Origin of the sequence: Pseudomonas sp. 43A (assembly GCF_013363935.1) — a bacterium.
Lineage (GTDB): Bacteria > Pseudomonadota > Gammaproteobacteria > Pseudomonadales > Pseudomonadaceae > Aquipseudomonas > Aquipseudomonas crudilactis.
Genome location: NZ_CP054880.1, coordinates 631,400 through 645,680, shown reverse-complemented (window position 1 = coordinate 645,680; position 14,281 = coordinate 631,400). Strand labels below are relative to the sequence as shown.

Here is a 14,281-nt window from a genome sequence, read left to right as displayed (position 1 = left end):
CTGGCCTGTATGGAATTTGACGCTTAACGCATCACGATGCCGCGTTTGGCCATATAGGCCTTGGCTTCCTGCACGGTGTATTCGCCGAAGTGGAAAATACTCGCCGCCAATACTGCACTGGCGTGACCTTCGAGAATGCCGTCAGCCAGGTGCTGCAAGTTGCCGACGCCACCGGAAGCAATTACCGGAATCCCCAGCGCATCGCTGATCGCACGGGTCACGCCGAGGTCGAAACCATTTTTCATGCCGTCCTGATCCATGCTGGTCAGCAGGATCTCGCCAGCGCCGAGGCCTTCCATTTTTTTCGCCCACTCGACCGCGTCGAGGCCGGTTGGCTTGCGCCCGCCGTGGGTGAAGATTTCCCAGCGCGGGATTTCGCCCGGGCCGGAAACCTTCTTCGCGTCGATGGCGACGACAATGCACTGCGAGCCGAAATGCTGCGCCGCTTCACCGACGAACTCCGGGTTGAACACGGCAGCGGTGTTGATCGACACCTTGTCCGCGCCGGCATTCAGCAGGTTGCGGATGTCCTGCACGGTACGCACGCCACCGCCGACGGTCAGCGGGATGAACACCTGGCTGGCCATGCGCTCGACGGTATGCAACGTGGTGTCGCGGCCATCGACGCTGGCGGTGATGTCGAGAAAAGTAATCTCGTCGGCACCCTGCTCGTCATAACGACGGGCAATTTCCACCGGGTCACCGGCGTCGCGGATGTTCTCGAACTTCACACCTTTGACGACCCGGCCGTTGTCCACGTCCAGGCAAGGGATGATGCGTTTGGCCAGCGCCATGGTCAGTCCTCAGCCTTGGTACGAATCGCAGAAAGCTTGCGCTTCGGCGACGTCGAGGGTGCCTTCGTAGATCGCCCGGCCAGTGATGGCGCCGATGATGCCTGGCGCCTTGGCGTCGAGCAGCGACTTGATGTCACCCAGATTGTGGATACCGCCGGAAGCGATCACCGGAATCTTGGTAGCAGCGGCCAGCGCAGCGGTGAACGGTACGTTGCAGCCCTGCATCATGCCGTCTTTGGCGATGTCGGTATAAACGATCGAGGACACGCCGTCGGCTTCAAACTGCTTGGCCAGATCGATGACCTGTACGGTGCTGATTTCAGCCCAGCCATCGGTGGCGACGAAACCGTCTTTGGCATCGAGGCCGACGATGATCTTGCCCGGGAACGCACGGCAGGCTTCAGCGACGAACGCCGGATCTTTCACGGCTTTGGTGCCGATGATCACGTAGCTCACGCCAGCCTTGACATAGTGTTCGATGGTTTCCAGCGAACGGATGCCGCCACCGATCTGGATCGGCAGGGTCGGGTAGCGTTTGGCGATTGCGGTGACCACTTCGCCATTGACCGGCTGGCCTTCGAACGCGCCGTTCAGATCGACCAGATGCAGACGGCGGCAACCACCCTCCACCCACTTGGCAGCCATGCTCACCGGGTCATCGGAGAACACTGTGGAATCTTCCATGCGGCCCTGGCGCAGACGTACGCAGGCACCGTCTTTAAGATCGATAGCGGGAATAATCAGCATCTGGCAAACCTTCAAATTTGAATGTTCAGCTTGGCTCGGAAATCAGTTTTTCTCGAGCGCCCACAGGTCGCTTTCGATGCTTTCAAACCGCTCTTTGAGGTGGGTCTGCACATCGAAAATCGCCCTGTTGTAATAGTGCGGAGCAATTTCGCGGGTAAACAGCTCAAGAATTTCTCCCGCTTCGAACGATCCCAGATCGAGCTCGAAACGGTCCTCCATGAACCGCTGAATCTTGCGATTGGCCTCGTTCTCCTGTTCGGGAGTGAGGGTCAGGATCGGCGGTTTGGACTTCTTGGCAGCCATTTACCAGCGACCGTCCCACGCGGCGAAGTTCTGCAGCAATTGCAGGCCATGGGTATGGCTTTTCTCCGGGTGGAACTGCACGGCGAAACGCGAACCATCGGCCAGCGCCGCAGCGAAATCGACGCCGTAATGGCCACCACCCACCACTTGCCGCGCATTGGCGGCGGCGATGTAGTAGCTGTGCACGAAGTAGAAACGCGCCATGTCTGGAATGTCATGCCACAGCGGGTGGCTGACCTTCTGCTTCACTTCGTTCCAGCCCATGTGCGGGACTTTCAAGTGTTCGCCGTCTTCATGCAGGTCTTTGCCGAAGAACTTCACCGCGCCCGGAAACAGGCCGATGCAGTCGACGCCGTCGTTCTCTTCGCTGCTGTCGAGCAAGGCTTGCATGCCGACACAGATGCCGAGAAACGGACGATCCTGACTGACTTCACGCACCAGCGAGTCGAAACCGAGGCGACGGATCTCCGCCATGCAATCGCGAATCGCGCCAACACCGGGAAACACCACGCGGTCAGCTTCGCGAATCACCGCAGCATCGCTGGTGATCAACACCTTGCCGGCACCGACGTGCTCGAGGGCCTTGGCCACCGAGTGCAGGTTGCCCATGCCGTAATCGATAACTGCCACCGTCTGCATTACAGAACGCCTTTGGTCGATGGCATTTGCCCGGCCATGCGCTCATCCAGCTCGACGGCCATGCGCAGCGCGCGGCCGAAAGCCTTGAACACGGTTTCGATCTGGTGGTGAGTGTTGGTGCCACGCAGGTTGTCGATGTGCAGGCTGACCAGCGCGTGGTTGACGAAGCCCTGGAAGAATTCCTGGAACAGGTCAACGTCGAAGCCACCGACGGTAGCGCGGGTGTACGGCACGTGCATCTGCAGGCCTGGGCGACCGGAGAAATCGATCACTACGCGCGACAGCGCTTCATCGAGCGGCACGTAGGCATGACCGTAACGACGGATGCCTTTTTTGTCGCCAATGGCTTTGGCAAATGCCTGGCCGAGGGTGATACCGACGTCTTCCACCGTATGGTGGTCGTCGATATGCAGATCGCCCTTGCATTCAATATCCAGGTCGATCAACCCGTGACGGGCAATCTGATCCAGCATGTGCTCAAGAAAAGGAACACCGATATCAAATCGGGCCTTTCCGGTGCCATCAAGGTTGATCGAGGCTTTGATCTGGGTTTCCAGAGTGTCGCGCTCGACAGAAGCCTTACGTTCGGCCATCACCAGCTCCGCAAAATCATTGGGCGAAAAAGGCAGCCATTATAGGCACGCGGGGCGCAAACAGAAACACGAGAGGTGAGATGGCTGACGGATAGAACGCCCGGCTGTCGCGGGTAGACATGTCCATACAAGCCATTACAGGCACACCAAAAACAACTGTGGGAGCGAGCTTGCTCGCGAATGCGGTGGGTCAGCCAACACTGATGTCGACTGACAGTCCGTCTTCGCGAGCAGGCTCGCTCCCACAGGGGTACAGCGTTTTACCCATTACTTAATGAAACAGTACCGCCGTCTTCTGCAAGGTCACCCACACACCCCACGCCAACGGAATACCCACCACCAGCCAGGCAGCGATTGCCAGCGGCTTGCTGCCCGGCGCGGCTTTCCACTCCAGAACCGTGCTGGCATCAGCACCTTTGTCGTGGCCCAGCGCCTGTTCGGCAGCCAGTTCCGCGTCGGTCATGAAGTACTTGTCGGCCACCGGGCGCACCAGCAGGTTGCACAGGAAGCCCAGCACCAAGAGACCTGCAAGGATGTACAGGGTGATGTCGTAAGCGGCAGCGCGTTCAACGCCGATGCTCAGCTGATATTCACGCAGGTAGTTCACCAACACCGGACCCAGCACGCCAGCGGCAGCCCAGGCAGTCAGCAGACGACCGTGGATCGCACCAACCATCTGCGTACCGAACAGGTCAGCCAGATACGCCGGAACAGTGGCAAAACCGCCGCCGTACATCGACAAAATGATGCAGAACGCCGCCACGAACAGCGCAACGTTGCCCAGATGGCCCATGTTCGGGATCAGTGCGTACAGGGCGAAACCCAGGGCGAAGAACACGAAGTAGGTGTTTTTGCGGCCCAGGTAGTCCGAGAACGAGGCCCAGAAGAAGCGACCACCGATGTTGAACAGGCTGAGCAGACCGGTGAAACCGGCAGCAATCGCCGCGATCGAAGCCAGTTGCCCGGCATCGAGCTGACCAAACGGCACATCAACACCCAGCAGCTTGCCGCCGAACACTTCCTGCAGCAGTGGCGAAGCCATGCCGAGGATGCCGATACCGGCGGACACGTTCAGACACAGCACCAGCCAGACCAGACGGAATTGTGGAGTTTTCCACGCCACATTCACGTGCACATGGCGATGAGTGATCATCGAGTTGGAAGCCTTTTTCGCCGGAGCGGTCCAGCCTTCCGGTTTCCAGCCGGTTGGCGGCACGCGGTAAGCCAGAGCACCGCCGATCATGAACACGAAGTAGATCGCGGCCATGGCCACGAAGCTCTGCCACACGCCGACACCTTCAGCCGAAGCGAAGTGGCTCATCAGTGCGGTTGCCAGCGGTGCACCGACCATCGCGCCGCCACCGAAGCCCATGATCGCCATGCCGGTCGCCATGCCGCGCTTGTCCGGGAACCACTTGATCAGGGTCGACACTGGCGAGATATAGCCCAGACCCAGACCGATACCACCGATCACGCCGGAGCCGATCCACATCAGCCAGATCTGGTGGGTATAAATACCCAGCGCCGAAATCAGCAGACCGCCGCACCAGCACAAGGCCGATACAACGCCGGCCTTGCGTGGCCCGGCGTGTTCCAGCCAGCCACCCCAGATCGCTGCCGAGCAGCCGAGGAAGATGAAGAACAGCGTGTAGATCCAGCCGAGCATGGAGATCGGCCAGTCGCAGTTCGACGAAAATACCTGTGCGATGAAGCTCATGTCCGGCGCGCAAGCCACCGGGGCGGTAACGCCCAGCGCCTTGGACAGCGGCAACCAGAACACCGAGAAGCCGTAGGCCATGCCGATGCACAGGTGGATGGCCAGAGCGGCCGGTGGGACTAGCCAACGGTTGAAACCGGGTTTGGCGATGATGCGTTCCTTGGACAGGAACGCGGGCTGATCGGCTTTGAGGCCGTCCGCCGTGATGCTCGTGCTCATTGTGTATCCCCCAATTATTAGTATGGTTCGCCAGCCACTGTTCACCCCCGGTCTTTATGCACGCAGGCATGACCGTTTTTTTGGGTGAAGCTCCTTGAAGGCGCGACGTTAAGTCGCAGAAGGACGGACGAACGGGCGAAGGTTACCATTTGCACGTGACAGAAAAACCAAACTGATATCACCTTTTTTATGTCATCTGTTCTCGTACCACTCAGGAAAGCGCTATGCCGATCATTGTCCAAGCCCTGAAAGACGCCAGTTATCAGGATCAGCAGGATTTGCAGAAGATCTATCGCGATGCCCCAGAATGGCTGTTCGCACCGTTTTCCGGTGAGACTGCCCTGATCGAAGGCGCCCTCGCGGACGGCTCTTTTATTGCTGGCCGCTTCAACGACCGCTTGCTGGGTGCCGGCATTCTGCAAAGGCATCAAGGCGTCTGGTACTTGTCCCATTTATGCGTACGAAAAGTTACCCGTCGCCGAGGGGTCGCCGAGAGACTGGTGAACCAAGCGCAGAAAATGGCGTCGCAAGCGGGGGCCGAACTGCGCCTGCTGGCCCCTGCGGAACATCCCGAGGCTCAAGCACTCGCCGCCAGGTTGCAGATACCGCTGGACGTCCCGGCAACATGACGTCACAGCGAACCGGGCGGTTGCAGCGCTATACTCCCCGGCTAAATTACGAATTCGACTAACTACAAGGACTCGCCCATGAAAGCGTTCGGCAAAATCCTGGGTCTGGTACTTCTCGGGCTGTTGCTGATCATCGTGGCGGCAGGTTTTGCCCTGACCCACCTCTTCGATCCCAACGACTACAAAGACGAGATTCGCCAGATAGCCCGCGACAAGGCCCACATCGAGCTGACGCTCAATGGCGACATCGGCTGGAGCCTGTTCCCGTGGCTTGGCCTGGAACTGCACGAGGCCAGCGTCGCCACCCTGATCAATCCGACCGAACCGTATGCCGATCTGCAGATGCTCGGCCTGTCCGTGCGCGTGCTACCGCTGTTGCGCCGCGAAGTGCAAATGAGCGATGTGCGCGTTGAAGGCCTGAACCTGCGCCTGAAACGCGACAAGAACGGCCACGGTAACTGGGAAGACATCGGCAAGGTGCCGACAGCCGCCGCACCTGCCGGCAGTCCGGCGCCTGCCAGCACAGCCACTGCAGAGGCCCCTGCCCAACCCGAAAAACCGCCACAGCCGATCCGCCTCGACATCGACAGCCTGACCGTCAACAACGCCCGCGTTGAATACAGCGACGAGCTGACAGGCAAGCAATTCAGCGCCGAAAGCATCCAGCTGAGCACCGGCCCGGTACACGATTCGACGAATATTCCGGTGAAAGCCACGGCATTCCTCGGCACCAACCAGCCCGTCCTGCGCGTGCGTACCGAGCTTACTGGCGAGCTGCGCATCGAGCGCGCACTGCAACGCTACAGGTTCGAAGACATGAAGCTGTCCGGCGAACTGGCCGGTGATCCGTTGCAAGGCAAAACCATGACCTTCGCAGCTCAGGGCCAGTTATCGCTGGATAAAGCCGCGAACGTCGCCGAATGGACCGGCATCAAGATTTCCGCCAACCAGTTGCGCGCCTTGGGCGAGCTGAAAGCCAACGACCTCGACAAGACTCCGCAGATCACTGGCGGCCTCTCCATTGCCCAGTTCGATCTGGTGAAATTCGTCGACAGCGTTGGCCAGAAACTTCCGGCCATGGCCGAAGGCAGCCTGAGCAAAGTCGAGCTGGTCAGCCGCGTGGCAGCCACGCCAACCAGCATCGCGTTCGACAATATCAACCTGAAACTCGACGACAGCAGCTTCAGCGGCCGCATCGCCGTCGAGGATTTCGCCAAGCAATCGCTGCGGGCAATCCTCAAGGCTGACACGTTCAACGTCGACCGCTACCTGCCGCCGAAATCGGCGCAAGCCAACAGCGCCACGCAAACGCGCCAGGCCGAAGTTGCCAGCACTGAAGCCGATGCCATGGCCGGCGCTGGCTCCACGCCACTGCCGGACAAACCAAGCAAAACCGCCTGGAGTACCGAGCGCCTGTTGCCGGTTGAACGCCTGGCCAAACTCGACGTCGATGCCGATCTGACCTTTGGCCAACTGACCCTCGACAAACTGCCGATCCAGAACGCCGCACTGAAAGCCACCGGCCAGGGCGGCCTGCTGACCCTGACCAACCTCAGCGGCGAGTTGTACAACGGCGGTTTCGCCGCCAATGGCACCCTCGATGTTCGCCCGAGCGCGCCTGTGCTGAACCTGCAGACCAGGCTCAATCGCGTGCCGGTAGAAAAAATCCTCGAAAGCCAAGGCAAGAACCCGCCGGTCAAAGGCCTCGTAACCCTCACCAGCAATGTCACCGGCAGCGGCAACAGTCAGCAGGCGCTGATCGATACGCTTAACGGCAACGCCAGTTTCGTGATCAACAACGGCGTGCTGCTCAACGCCAACCTTGAACAGCAATTGTGCAAAGGCATCGCCACGCTCAACCGCAAAACCCTCAGCGGCGAGCCACGCGGCAAGGACACACCGTTCCAGGAACTCAAGGGCAACCTGACCTTCCGCAACGGCGTCGCCAGCAACCCGGATCTGAAGGTGCGCATCCCCGGCATGACCGTCAACGGTGACGGCGATATCGACCTGCGTGTGCTCGGCATGGACTATCGCGTCGGCATCATCGTCGAGGGCGACACCAGCGCCATGCCGGATCCGGCGTGTCAGGTCGGCGAAAAATTCGTCGGTGTCGAATGGCCGCTGCGCTGCCGCGGCCCTCTGGAACTGGGCGCCAAGGCCTGCCGCGTCGACAACGATCGCCTCGGTCAGGTCGCGACCAAACTGGCCGGCGACAAGCTCAGTGAGAAGATCGACGAGAAACTCGGAGACAAGGTCAGCCCGGAACTGAAAAACGCATTGAAGGGGCTGTTCAAGCGATGAGAACGGAGCAATTTTCCACAGCGGTGCTGGATTGGTTCGACCGCCACGGCCGCCACGATCTGCCTTGGCAGCAGGACATCAACCCGTATCGGGTGTGGGTGTCGGAGATCATGTTGCAGCAAACCCAGGTCAGCACCGTGCTCAATTACTTCGACCGTTTCATGGCCGCGTTGCCGACGGTCGAAGCGCTGGCCGAGGCGCCGGAAGACGAAGTGCTGCACCTGTGGACGGGCCTGGGTTACTACACCCGCGCGCGCAACTTGCAGAAGACCGCGAAGATCGTCGTCAGCCAGTACGGCGGCGAATTTCCGCGTGACGTTGAAAAGCTTACCGACCTGCCGGGCATTGGTCTGTCCACTGCCGGCGCTATCGCCAGCATCAGCATGGGCCTGCGCGCACCGATCCTTGATGGCAACGTCAAGCGCGTGCTGGCACGTTTTACCGCGCAAGAGGGCTATCCCGGCGAGCCGAAGGTCGCCAAACAGCTTTGGGCCAACGCTGAGCGCTTTACGCCGCACGATCGGGTCAACGCCTACACCCAGGCGATGATGGACCTTGGCGCAACACTCTGCACGCGCAGCAAGCCGAGCTGCCTGCTGTGTCCACTGGAGCGCGGCTGCGAGGCGCACATGCTCGGCCTGGAAACCCGCTACCCGATTCCCAAGCCGCGCAAAGCCATCCCGCAGAAGCGCACGCTGATGCCAATGCTGGCGAACGGCGATGGTGCGATTCTGCTTTACCGTCGTCCCTCGAGCGGTTTGTGGGGCGGTTTGTGGAGCCTGCCGGAACTCGACGACCTCGACGACCTGCAACATCTCGCCGATCAGCACTCGCTGACCATGGGCGAGCAGCAGGCGCTGCCAAGCCTCGTCCACACGTTCAGCCATTTCCAGCTGTCCATCGAACCCTGGCTGGTTCAGGTGCAGGAGGCCGCCCATCACGTGGCCGAGGCCGACTGGCTCTGGTATAACCTCGCCACCCCGCCGCGCCTGGGCCTCGCCGCCCCGGTCAAAACCTTGCTCGAACGCGCGGCCGCCGTCTTGAATGCAGGAGAGTCGCCATGACCCGCACCGTAATGTGCCGCAAGTACAAAGAAGAACTGCCCGCGCTGGACCGCGCTCCTTTCCCGGGCGCCAAAGGTCAGGATATTTTTGACCACGTCTCGGCCAAGGCCTGGGCTGACTGGCAGAAACACCAAACCTTGCTGATCAACGAAAAGCGTCTGAACATGATGAACGCCGAAGACCGCAAATATCTTCAGGGCGAAATGGACAAGTACTTCTCCGGCGAGGAATACGCCAAGGCCGAAGGCTACGTTCCGCCTGCTGAGTAAACCCTGCAAAATCGGGGGTCGGATCGTAAGCGACGGAATTAATTTAAGAAATTTTAAAAAAGTCGTTGACGTAAATCCGAAAAACCCTTTTAATGCGCCCCGTTGCCCAGATAGCTCAGTCGGTAGAGCAGGGGATTGAAAATCCCCGTGTCGGCGGTTCGATTCCGTCTCTGGGCACCAAATACCGAAAACCCTGAATCGCAAGATTCAGGGTTTTTTTATGCCTGCGATTTGATCACGCCTCTCTCTCCGCCCCGCAACGCCCTCCTCTCGATACACCTCATACCCACCTGTACTGAAAAATTCCCGAAATCTGTATCTCTCCCCGTGTAGGAAAATTCGCCAGTATTCCTCCAAGCCTTGGCGAGCCAATGAATGGCTCTACTTTACGCCCCGCAACACTCTGGGCTCCTCAAGCCCTCAGAGCGCAAAACCTGATTTTTTGAATAGATCGGCGTCCACCGCAAGGTCACTTCCTGTCCAGCTAAAAAATCTAAAAACAAACCTAACAGGCGAACTGCATTTACTGCTTTTCAAACATTCCAGGATGAATGCTGGCGCCCCTGTGCGCCCGGCAAAAGAGCGAAACGGACTACGTATGATCAAGCAACTTATCAATGAAGACAGTTATGTGCAGATTGGCGATCTGTGCAGCGCAACGATCCAGTTGAAAATCGAAGGACTGAATCCTGCCGGATCAATCAAGCTCAAGACCGCACACGCCCTGATCACGGACCTGGAAAACCAGGGCCGGATTCACCATAAGACTCGTCTGGTCGAGTCTTCCTCGGGGAATCTGGGGGTCGCGCTGGCCATGGTCTGCGCCGCCAAGGGTTACAGGTTTGTCTGTGTGATCGACCCGAACATTTCTGCGCCGAACAGAAAACTCATGCAGGCACTGGGTGCCGAAATGATCATGGTCGATCAGCGTGACGAAAACGGCGGCTACCTGAATTCGCGTATCCGTTTGATCGAGCAACTGGTCGCAGAGAACTCCGACTACATCTGGCTCAATCAATACAAAAACCCGACCAACCCCCTCGCTCACTATCAAGCGACCGCGAAGTCCATCGCCCATAAGTTTCCACACGTGGACTACTTGTTCGTCGGCGCCGGTACCACAGGTACTTTGATGGGCTGCAAGAACTACTTCGCCGAACACCATCCGCACACCAAAGTGATTGCCGTCGATACGCTCGGCTCGGTGACCTTCGGTCTGCCGGGCGGTACGCGGCATATCCCGGGGCTGGGTACCAGCCGTCTGCCGGAGATCTTCGAGCCGTCGGGGATTCACGACTTCGTATCGATCGCCGAGGAACAGACGATCAAGGTCTGCCGCTGGCTGGCGCAACGCTACGGCCTGCTTTTCGGTGGCTCCACCGGCACGGTCCTGGCGGGCATCCAGCAATGGGCGCCGCACATCCGTCCCGACGATGTCGTCGTGGCGATCTCCCCCGACATGGGTGAGCGCTACCTCGAAACCATCTACTCCGACGACTGGGTCACCCAGCGGATCGGCGCAAACGCTTTGCACCCCCTCTTCCCAGAAATCGCTCTGGCACTCTCGGCGTAATCCCCATGACCACACAGAACCCGATTCAACCGTTCCATGTCATCCCTGGCGCTGTCGTCAAGGACATCCTCAACGGGCTGCGTCACGAAACCATCGACATGGTCGCCCAGACCTACCTGACCCACGAGCGCGGCGAAACCGTTAACCCGGATAGCTACTTCCTGCGTTTTCCGGCGCAACCGGCGAACCGGATCATTGCCTTGCCGGCGGCGATCGTCGACAGCGAGGGCGATCAGTCCGTCTCCGGGATCAAGTGGATTGCCAGCTATCCCGACAACATCAAGTCGGGCATCCCACGTGCTTCGGCGGTGCTGATCCTCAACGATCCGGACACCGGCTACCCCTACGCACTGCTTGAAGGCGCGCTGATCAGTGCCGTGCGCACTGCAGCGTCGGCGGTGCTCGGTGCCTGGTGGCTGAATGGCCAAAGCAAAAGCGCGGCAACACTCTCGATCATTGGCGGCGGGGTGATTTCGCGGAACATCCTTGAGACGTTCATCGCCGACGACTGGTCGTTCGACAGCGTGGGCATTCACGACCTCAATGCAGAATCAGCACAAGCGCTGTCGGCGTTCGGCAAGCAACTCGGGGTGCCGGATGTACAGCTGTTGTCGCTGGAAGAGGCGCTGAGCGCCGACATCGTGGTGTTCGCCACAAGCGCCGGCGAACCTTACGTCAAGGGCAAAGGCACGTTTCGCCCGGGGCAGATCGTGCTGAACATCTCGCTGCGGGATATCGGCGCAGAGATCATCGAAGAAAGTTACAACTACTTCGACGACGTGACCCATTGCCTGAAAGCCAATACCTCGCCGCATCTGGCCGAGCAAAAGTACGGTCATCGTGATTTCGTTACCGGCACCGTCGGGCAATTGATTCGCGGCGACCTGCACATCGCCACGGACAAGCCGCTGATCTATTCGCCGTTCGGCATGGGCATCCTCGACCTGGCGATTGGCCGGATGATCCACGACATCGCGGTCAAGGACGGTTCGGCGGTCGCCATCCCCTCCTTCTTCGGGGAGGAGCGCAGATGGTGAGCGCGCCTCTGCACATCGGCCTGGTGGGCTGCGGCTCGCGCGGGCTGTCGATTTTCGAACGCCTGCTGAGCCTTGCTGAAACGCGCCCCGAGCAGCCAGTCGTCATCGATATTTTCGATCCGAATGTGCTCGGAAGCGGCGCGCATTGGCCGGATCAACCGGACTATCTGCTGCTCAACACCGTCGCTGGCCAGCTCGGTGTTTTCCCCGACGCAGCGGCATTCGGAAATCTGACGGATGCACGGGAACGGCCGGGCTCGGATTTCCTGACCTGGTGCCGCGAGCAGCGCATCAAGGTCGACGCCGACAGCGGACTGCTCGCCGCCGACGGCCGTGACGTCGAGCCGCAGGACTTCCTGCCGCGCCATTTGCTCGGCGCCTATCTGGCCGACGCCTTCGCGCAAATCCTCGCGACGGCGCCGCACTGGGTGAACGTGAACCTGCATCAGCAGGCCGTCACCGCGGTCGAGAGCAACGCCGGTCAGCAATACCTGCTGCAGACCGCTTCGGGGTCTGCGGTCACCGTGGATCGGCTGATTCTGACGGTCGGCCATACCGGTCGCCTGCGCCTTGCGGATCGCAACCGCGTTGATGATGTCTATCCGCTGCCCGGCAGCCTCGCCACCATCGAGCCCGGCGAAACCGTGCTGGTCGAAGGGCTCGGGCTGGGTGCGATGGATACCCTGGCGGCGCTGACCTCCGGCAGGGGCGGTCGCTACAAACGCATGGCCGACGGCAGTCACGCCTATCAGCCTTCGGGCCAGGAGCCGGTGATCTTTATCCAGTCGCGGGACGGGCTGCCGTTTCGCACCCGACCCAACGGCCTGATTGAATGCCCGCGCCATCGCGCCGTACTGCTGACGAGTGCGCGCATCGAATCCCTGCGGGCCAGCAGCCACAACCGACAGTTGGACTTCGAACAGGACATCCTGCCGCTGATGCTGCTGGAGATGCGTGCGGCGGCCATCGCCGTCGTGCATAGCCCATCAGCGCCAGAGCAGGTGCTGGAGCGACTCAGGGCCGTCAGCGTTGCTGGCGAACCCGGTGTTGCCGCCTGTGAAGCGTTGCTGCGCGATTACGAAGCGACTGGCAGTGTGATCGACCCACAGGCGCTGATCTGCCACGCACTGCCCGACGAAGTATTGCCTTACAACTATCACGCCTGGATCTACGACACCCTCGAAGCCGATTTGCACGAGTCGCGACTGGGGCGCGGAGAATCGGCGATCAAAGCCGCTATCGAAGTCTGGCGCGATCTGCGTGATCGCCTGCGTGAGGCCGTCGATTTCGACGGGCTGACCGACGCGTCGCATCGGCAGTTCTATGGCCGTTGGCACAAGGCGATCAACCGCCTCGTTGCGGGCCCGCAAAAGGAGCGCCACGCCGACCTGCTCGCCCTGTGTGACGCCGGCCTGCTGACATTCCTCAAGCCCGGCTCGCGCCCTGCGATCAACGACTTCAAACGAGTCGCCGGTTATGTCCAGAGCAGCGGCGTGAGCAACAGCGACTGCGCGCCGGTGCGTGATCTGGCGCGGCTGGGCCTTATCCGCCCGCGAACCGATGAGCCAGGCATTGACGGCATCGACGTCGATGCCGCGTGCCACCCCAAGTCGAGTACAGGTGAACCGGTGCGCAACATTTGGGTACTCGGCCCGCTCGCCGAAGGTTCTTGCTACTACAACCACTACGTCACCTCGGCGGGCGCGCCTTCGCGGCTGTTCATGGACGCCCATCGAGCAGCCACTGCCATCCTTGAGACAGGGACTTCAGCATGAAGCTTTTCTACCAGACGCATTCACCCTACGCCCGCAAGGTGCTGGTGCTGGCTCACGAACTCGGCATCGCGTCGAGCCTGGAAGTGATCCACCACGAGACCAGCCCGACATCGCCAAACGAGACCATCTACAAGGCCAACCCGTTGGGCAAAGTGCCGGTGCTGATCCTGCCTGACGCCACGGCGCTGTTCGATTCCATCGTGATCTGTGAATACCTCGACGACCTGAGCGACGGGCCGAAACTCATCCCGGCAAACGGCCCTGAGCGCTACAAGGCGCTACGCCTGCAAGCATTGGCGCAGGGCATGTGCGATGTCGGCATCAAGCTGCGCTGGGAAGTCGAGCGCCGCCCCGAGGCCTTGCGCTATCCGGCCTACGCCGACGGTCAGGCGTTCAAACTCAAGGAGGCTTACCGCTTCATCGAAGAGCACGTCGACCTCAATGGCCCGATCACCCTCGGCCACATTGCCCTGGCGACCGCGCTCGACTGGATCGCCTTTCGCCAACTCTCGGACTTTTCCGCTCAAGCACGCCTGACCGAGTGGTATCAGACTTTTTGTGAGCGGGCGTCCATGCGGGCGACCGAGTACAGCGGGCAGACTCACGATTAAGTTAAGG

Annotated in this window: 14 protein-coding genes and 1 tRNA gene; 9 read left to right on the top strand and 6 right to left on the bottom strand. The window is 60.3% G+C overall.

The genetic code is table 11. From position 1 onward, the window contains the following. Positions 1-23: 23 nt before the first annotated feature. From hisF to HUW52_RS02805, 6 genes are all read right to left on the bottom strand, one after another. Complete coding sequence (gene hisF, locus HUW52_RS02830; RefSeq protein WP_175552925.1) at positions 24-794, bottom strand: imidazole glycerol phosphate synthase subunit HisF; 771 nt, start codon at positions 792-794, stop codon at positions 24-26. Between the two features lie 9 nt (positions 795-803). Then, entirely contained in the window at positions 804-1,541 is a 738-nt protein-coding gene (hisA, locus tag HUW52_RS02825; RefSeq protein ID WP_003220753.1) for a 1-(5-phosphoribosyl)-5-[(5-phosphoribosylamino)methylideneamino]imidazole-4-carboxamide isomerase, read from the bottom strand. A gap of 42 nt (positions 1,542-1,583) precedes the next feature. Then, the gene (locus HUW52_RS02820; protein WP_141127222.1) at positions 1,584-1,844 is read right to left on the bottom strand and encodes a DUF2164 domain-containing protein; all 261 of its coding nucleotides are present in this window, start codon (positions 1,842-1,844) and stop codon (positions 1,584-1,586) included. Continuing rightward, positions 1,845-2,483, bottom strand: a complete 639-nt coding sequence (hisH, locus tag HUW52_RS02815; protein ID WP_016986340.1) for an imidazole glycerol phosphate synthase subunit HisH — start codon at positions 2,481-2,483, stop codon at positions 1,845-1,847. Next, positions 2,483-3,076, bottom strand: coding sequence for an imidazoleglycerol-phosphate dehydratase HisB (gene hisB / locus HUW52_RS02810; protein ID WP_007909204.1), 594 nt, complete (start codon positions 3,074-3,076; stop codon positions 2,483-2,485). Before hisB ends, hisH begins: the two co-directional genes overlap by 1 nt. 271 nt (positions 3,077-3,347) lie before the next feature. After that, complete coding sequence (locus tag HUW52_RS02805) at positions 3,348-5,012, bottom strand: OFA family MFS transporter (protein WP_175552924.1); 1,665 nt, start codon at positions 5,010-5,012, stop codon at positions 3,348-3,350. 224 nt (positions 5,013-5,236) lie between these two features. On the opposite strand from HUW52_RS02805, the gene HUW52_RS02800 reads away from it, so the two are divergent. From HUW52_RS02800 to HUW52_RS02765, 9 genes are all read left to right on the top strand, one after another. Further along, positions 5,237-5,641 carry an acetyl-CoA sensor PanZ family protein gene (locus HUW52_RS02800; RefSeq protein WP_175552923.1) on the top strand — a complete coding sequence of 135 codons (405 nt, stop codon included), beginning with the start codon at positions 5,237-5,239 and terminating at the stop codon, positions 5,639-5,641. Positions 5,642-5,719: 78 nt separating this feature from the next. Beyond that, positions 5,720-7,945 carry an AsmA family protein gene (locus tag HUW52_RS02795; RefSeq protein WP_175552922.1) on the top strand — a complete coding sequence of 742 codons (2,226 nt, stop codon included), beginning with the start codon at positions 5,720-5,722 and terminating at the stop codon, positions 7,943-7,945. Further along, a complete protein-coding gene (gene mutY / locus HUW52_RS02790; protein WP_175552921.1) occupies positions 7,942-9,009 on the top strand; it encodes an A/G-specific adenine glycosylase in 1,068 nt (355 codons plus the stop codon). Before HUW52_RS02795 ends, mutY begins: the two co-directional genes overlap by 4 nt. Further along, positions 9,006-9,278, top strand: coding sequence for an oxidative damage protection protein (locus HUW52_RS02785; protein WP_016986336.1), 273 nt, complete (start codon positions 9,006-9,008; stop codon positions 9,276-9,278). The genes mutY and HUW52_RS02785 overlap by 4 nt, the downstream gene beginning before the upstream one ends. A 104-nt stretch (positions 9,279-9,382) precedes the next feature. Continuing rightward, positions 9,383-9,458 (top strand) — tRNA-Phe (locus tag HUW52_RS02780). 418 nt (positions 9,459-9,876) lie between these two features. Continuing rightward, positions 9,877-10,851, top strand: a complete 975-nt coding sequence (sbnA, locus tag HUW52_RS30585; protein ID WP_026000693.1) for a 2,3-diaminopropionate biosynthesis protein SbnA — start codon at positions 9,877-9,879, stop codon at positions 10,849-10,851. A 5-nt stretch (positions 10,852-10,856) separates the two neighbouring features. Beyond that, positions 10,857-11,888 (top strand): 2,3-diaminopropionate biosynthesis protein SbnB, encoded by a 1,032-nt coding sequence (gene sbnB, locus HUW52_RS30580; protein WP_049802153.1) that lies wholly within the window; start codon positions 10,857-10,859, stop codon positions 11,886-11,888. Then, positions 11,882-13,663 (top strand): FAD/NAD(P)-binding protein, encoded by a 1,782-nt coding sequence (locus HUW52_RS02770; RefSeq protein WP_175552920.1) that lies wholly within the window; start codon positions 11,882-11,884, stop codon positions 13,661-13,663. Before sbnB ends, HUW52_RS02770 begins: the two co-directional genes overlap by 7 nt. Further along, complete coding sequence (locus HUW52_RS02765) at positions 13,660-14,274, top strand: glutathione S-transferase family protein (RefSeq protein ID WP_016986334.1); 615 nt, start codon at positions 13,660-13,662, stop codon at positions 14,272-14,274. Before HUW52_RS02770 ends, HUW52_RS02765 begins: the two co-directional genes overlap by 4 nt. Positions 14,275-14,281: the final 7 nt, after the last annotated feature.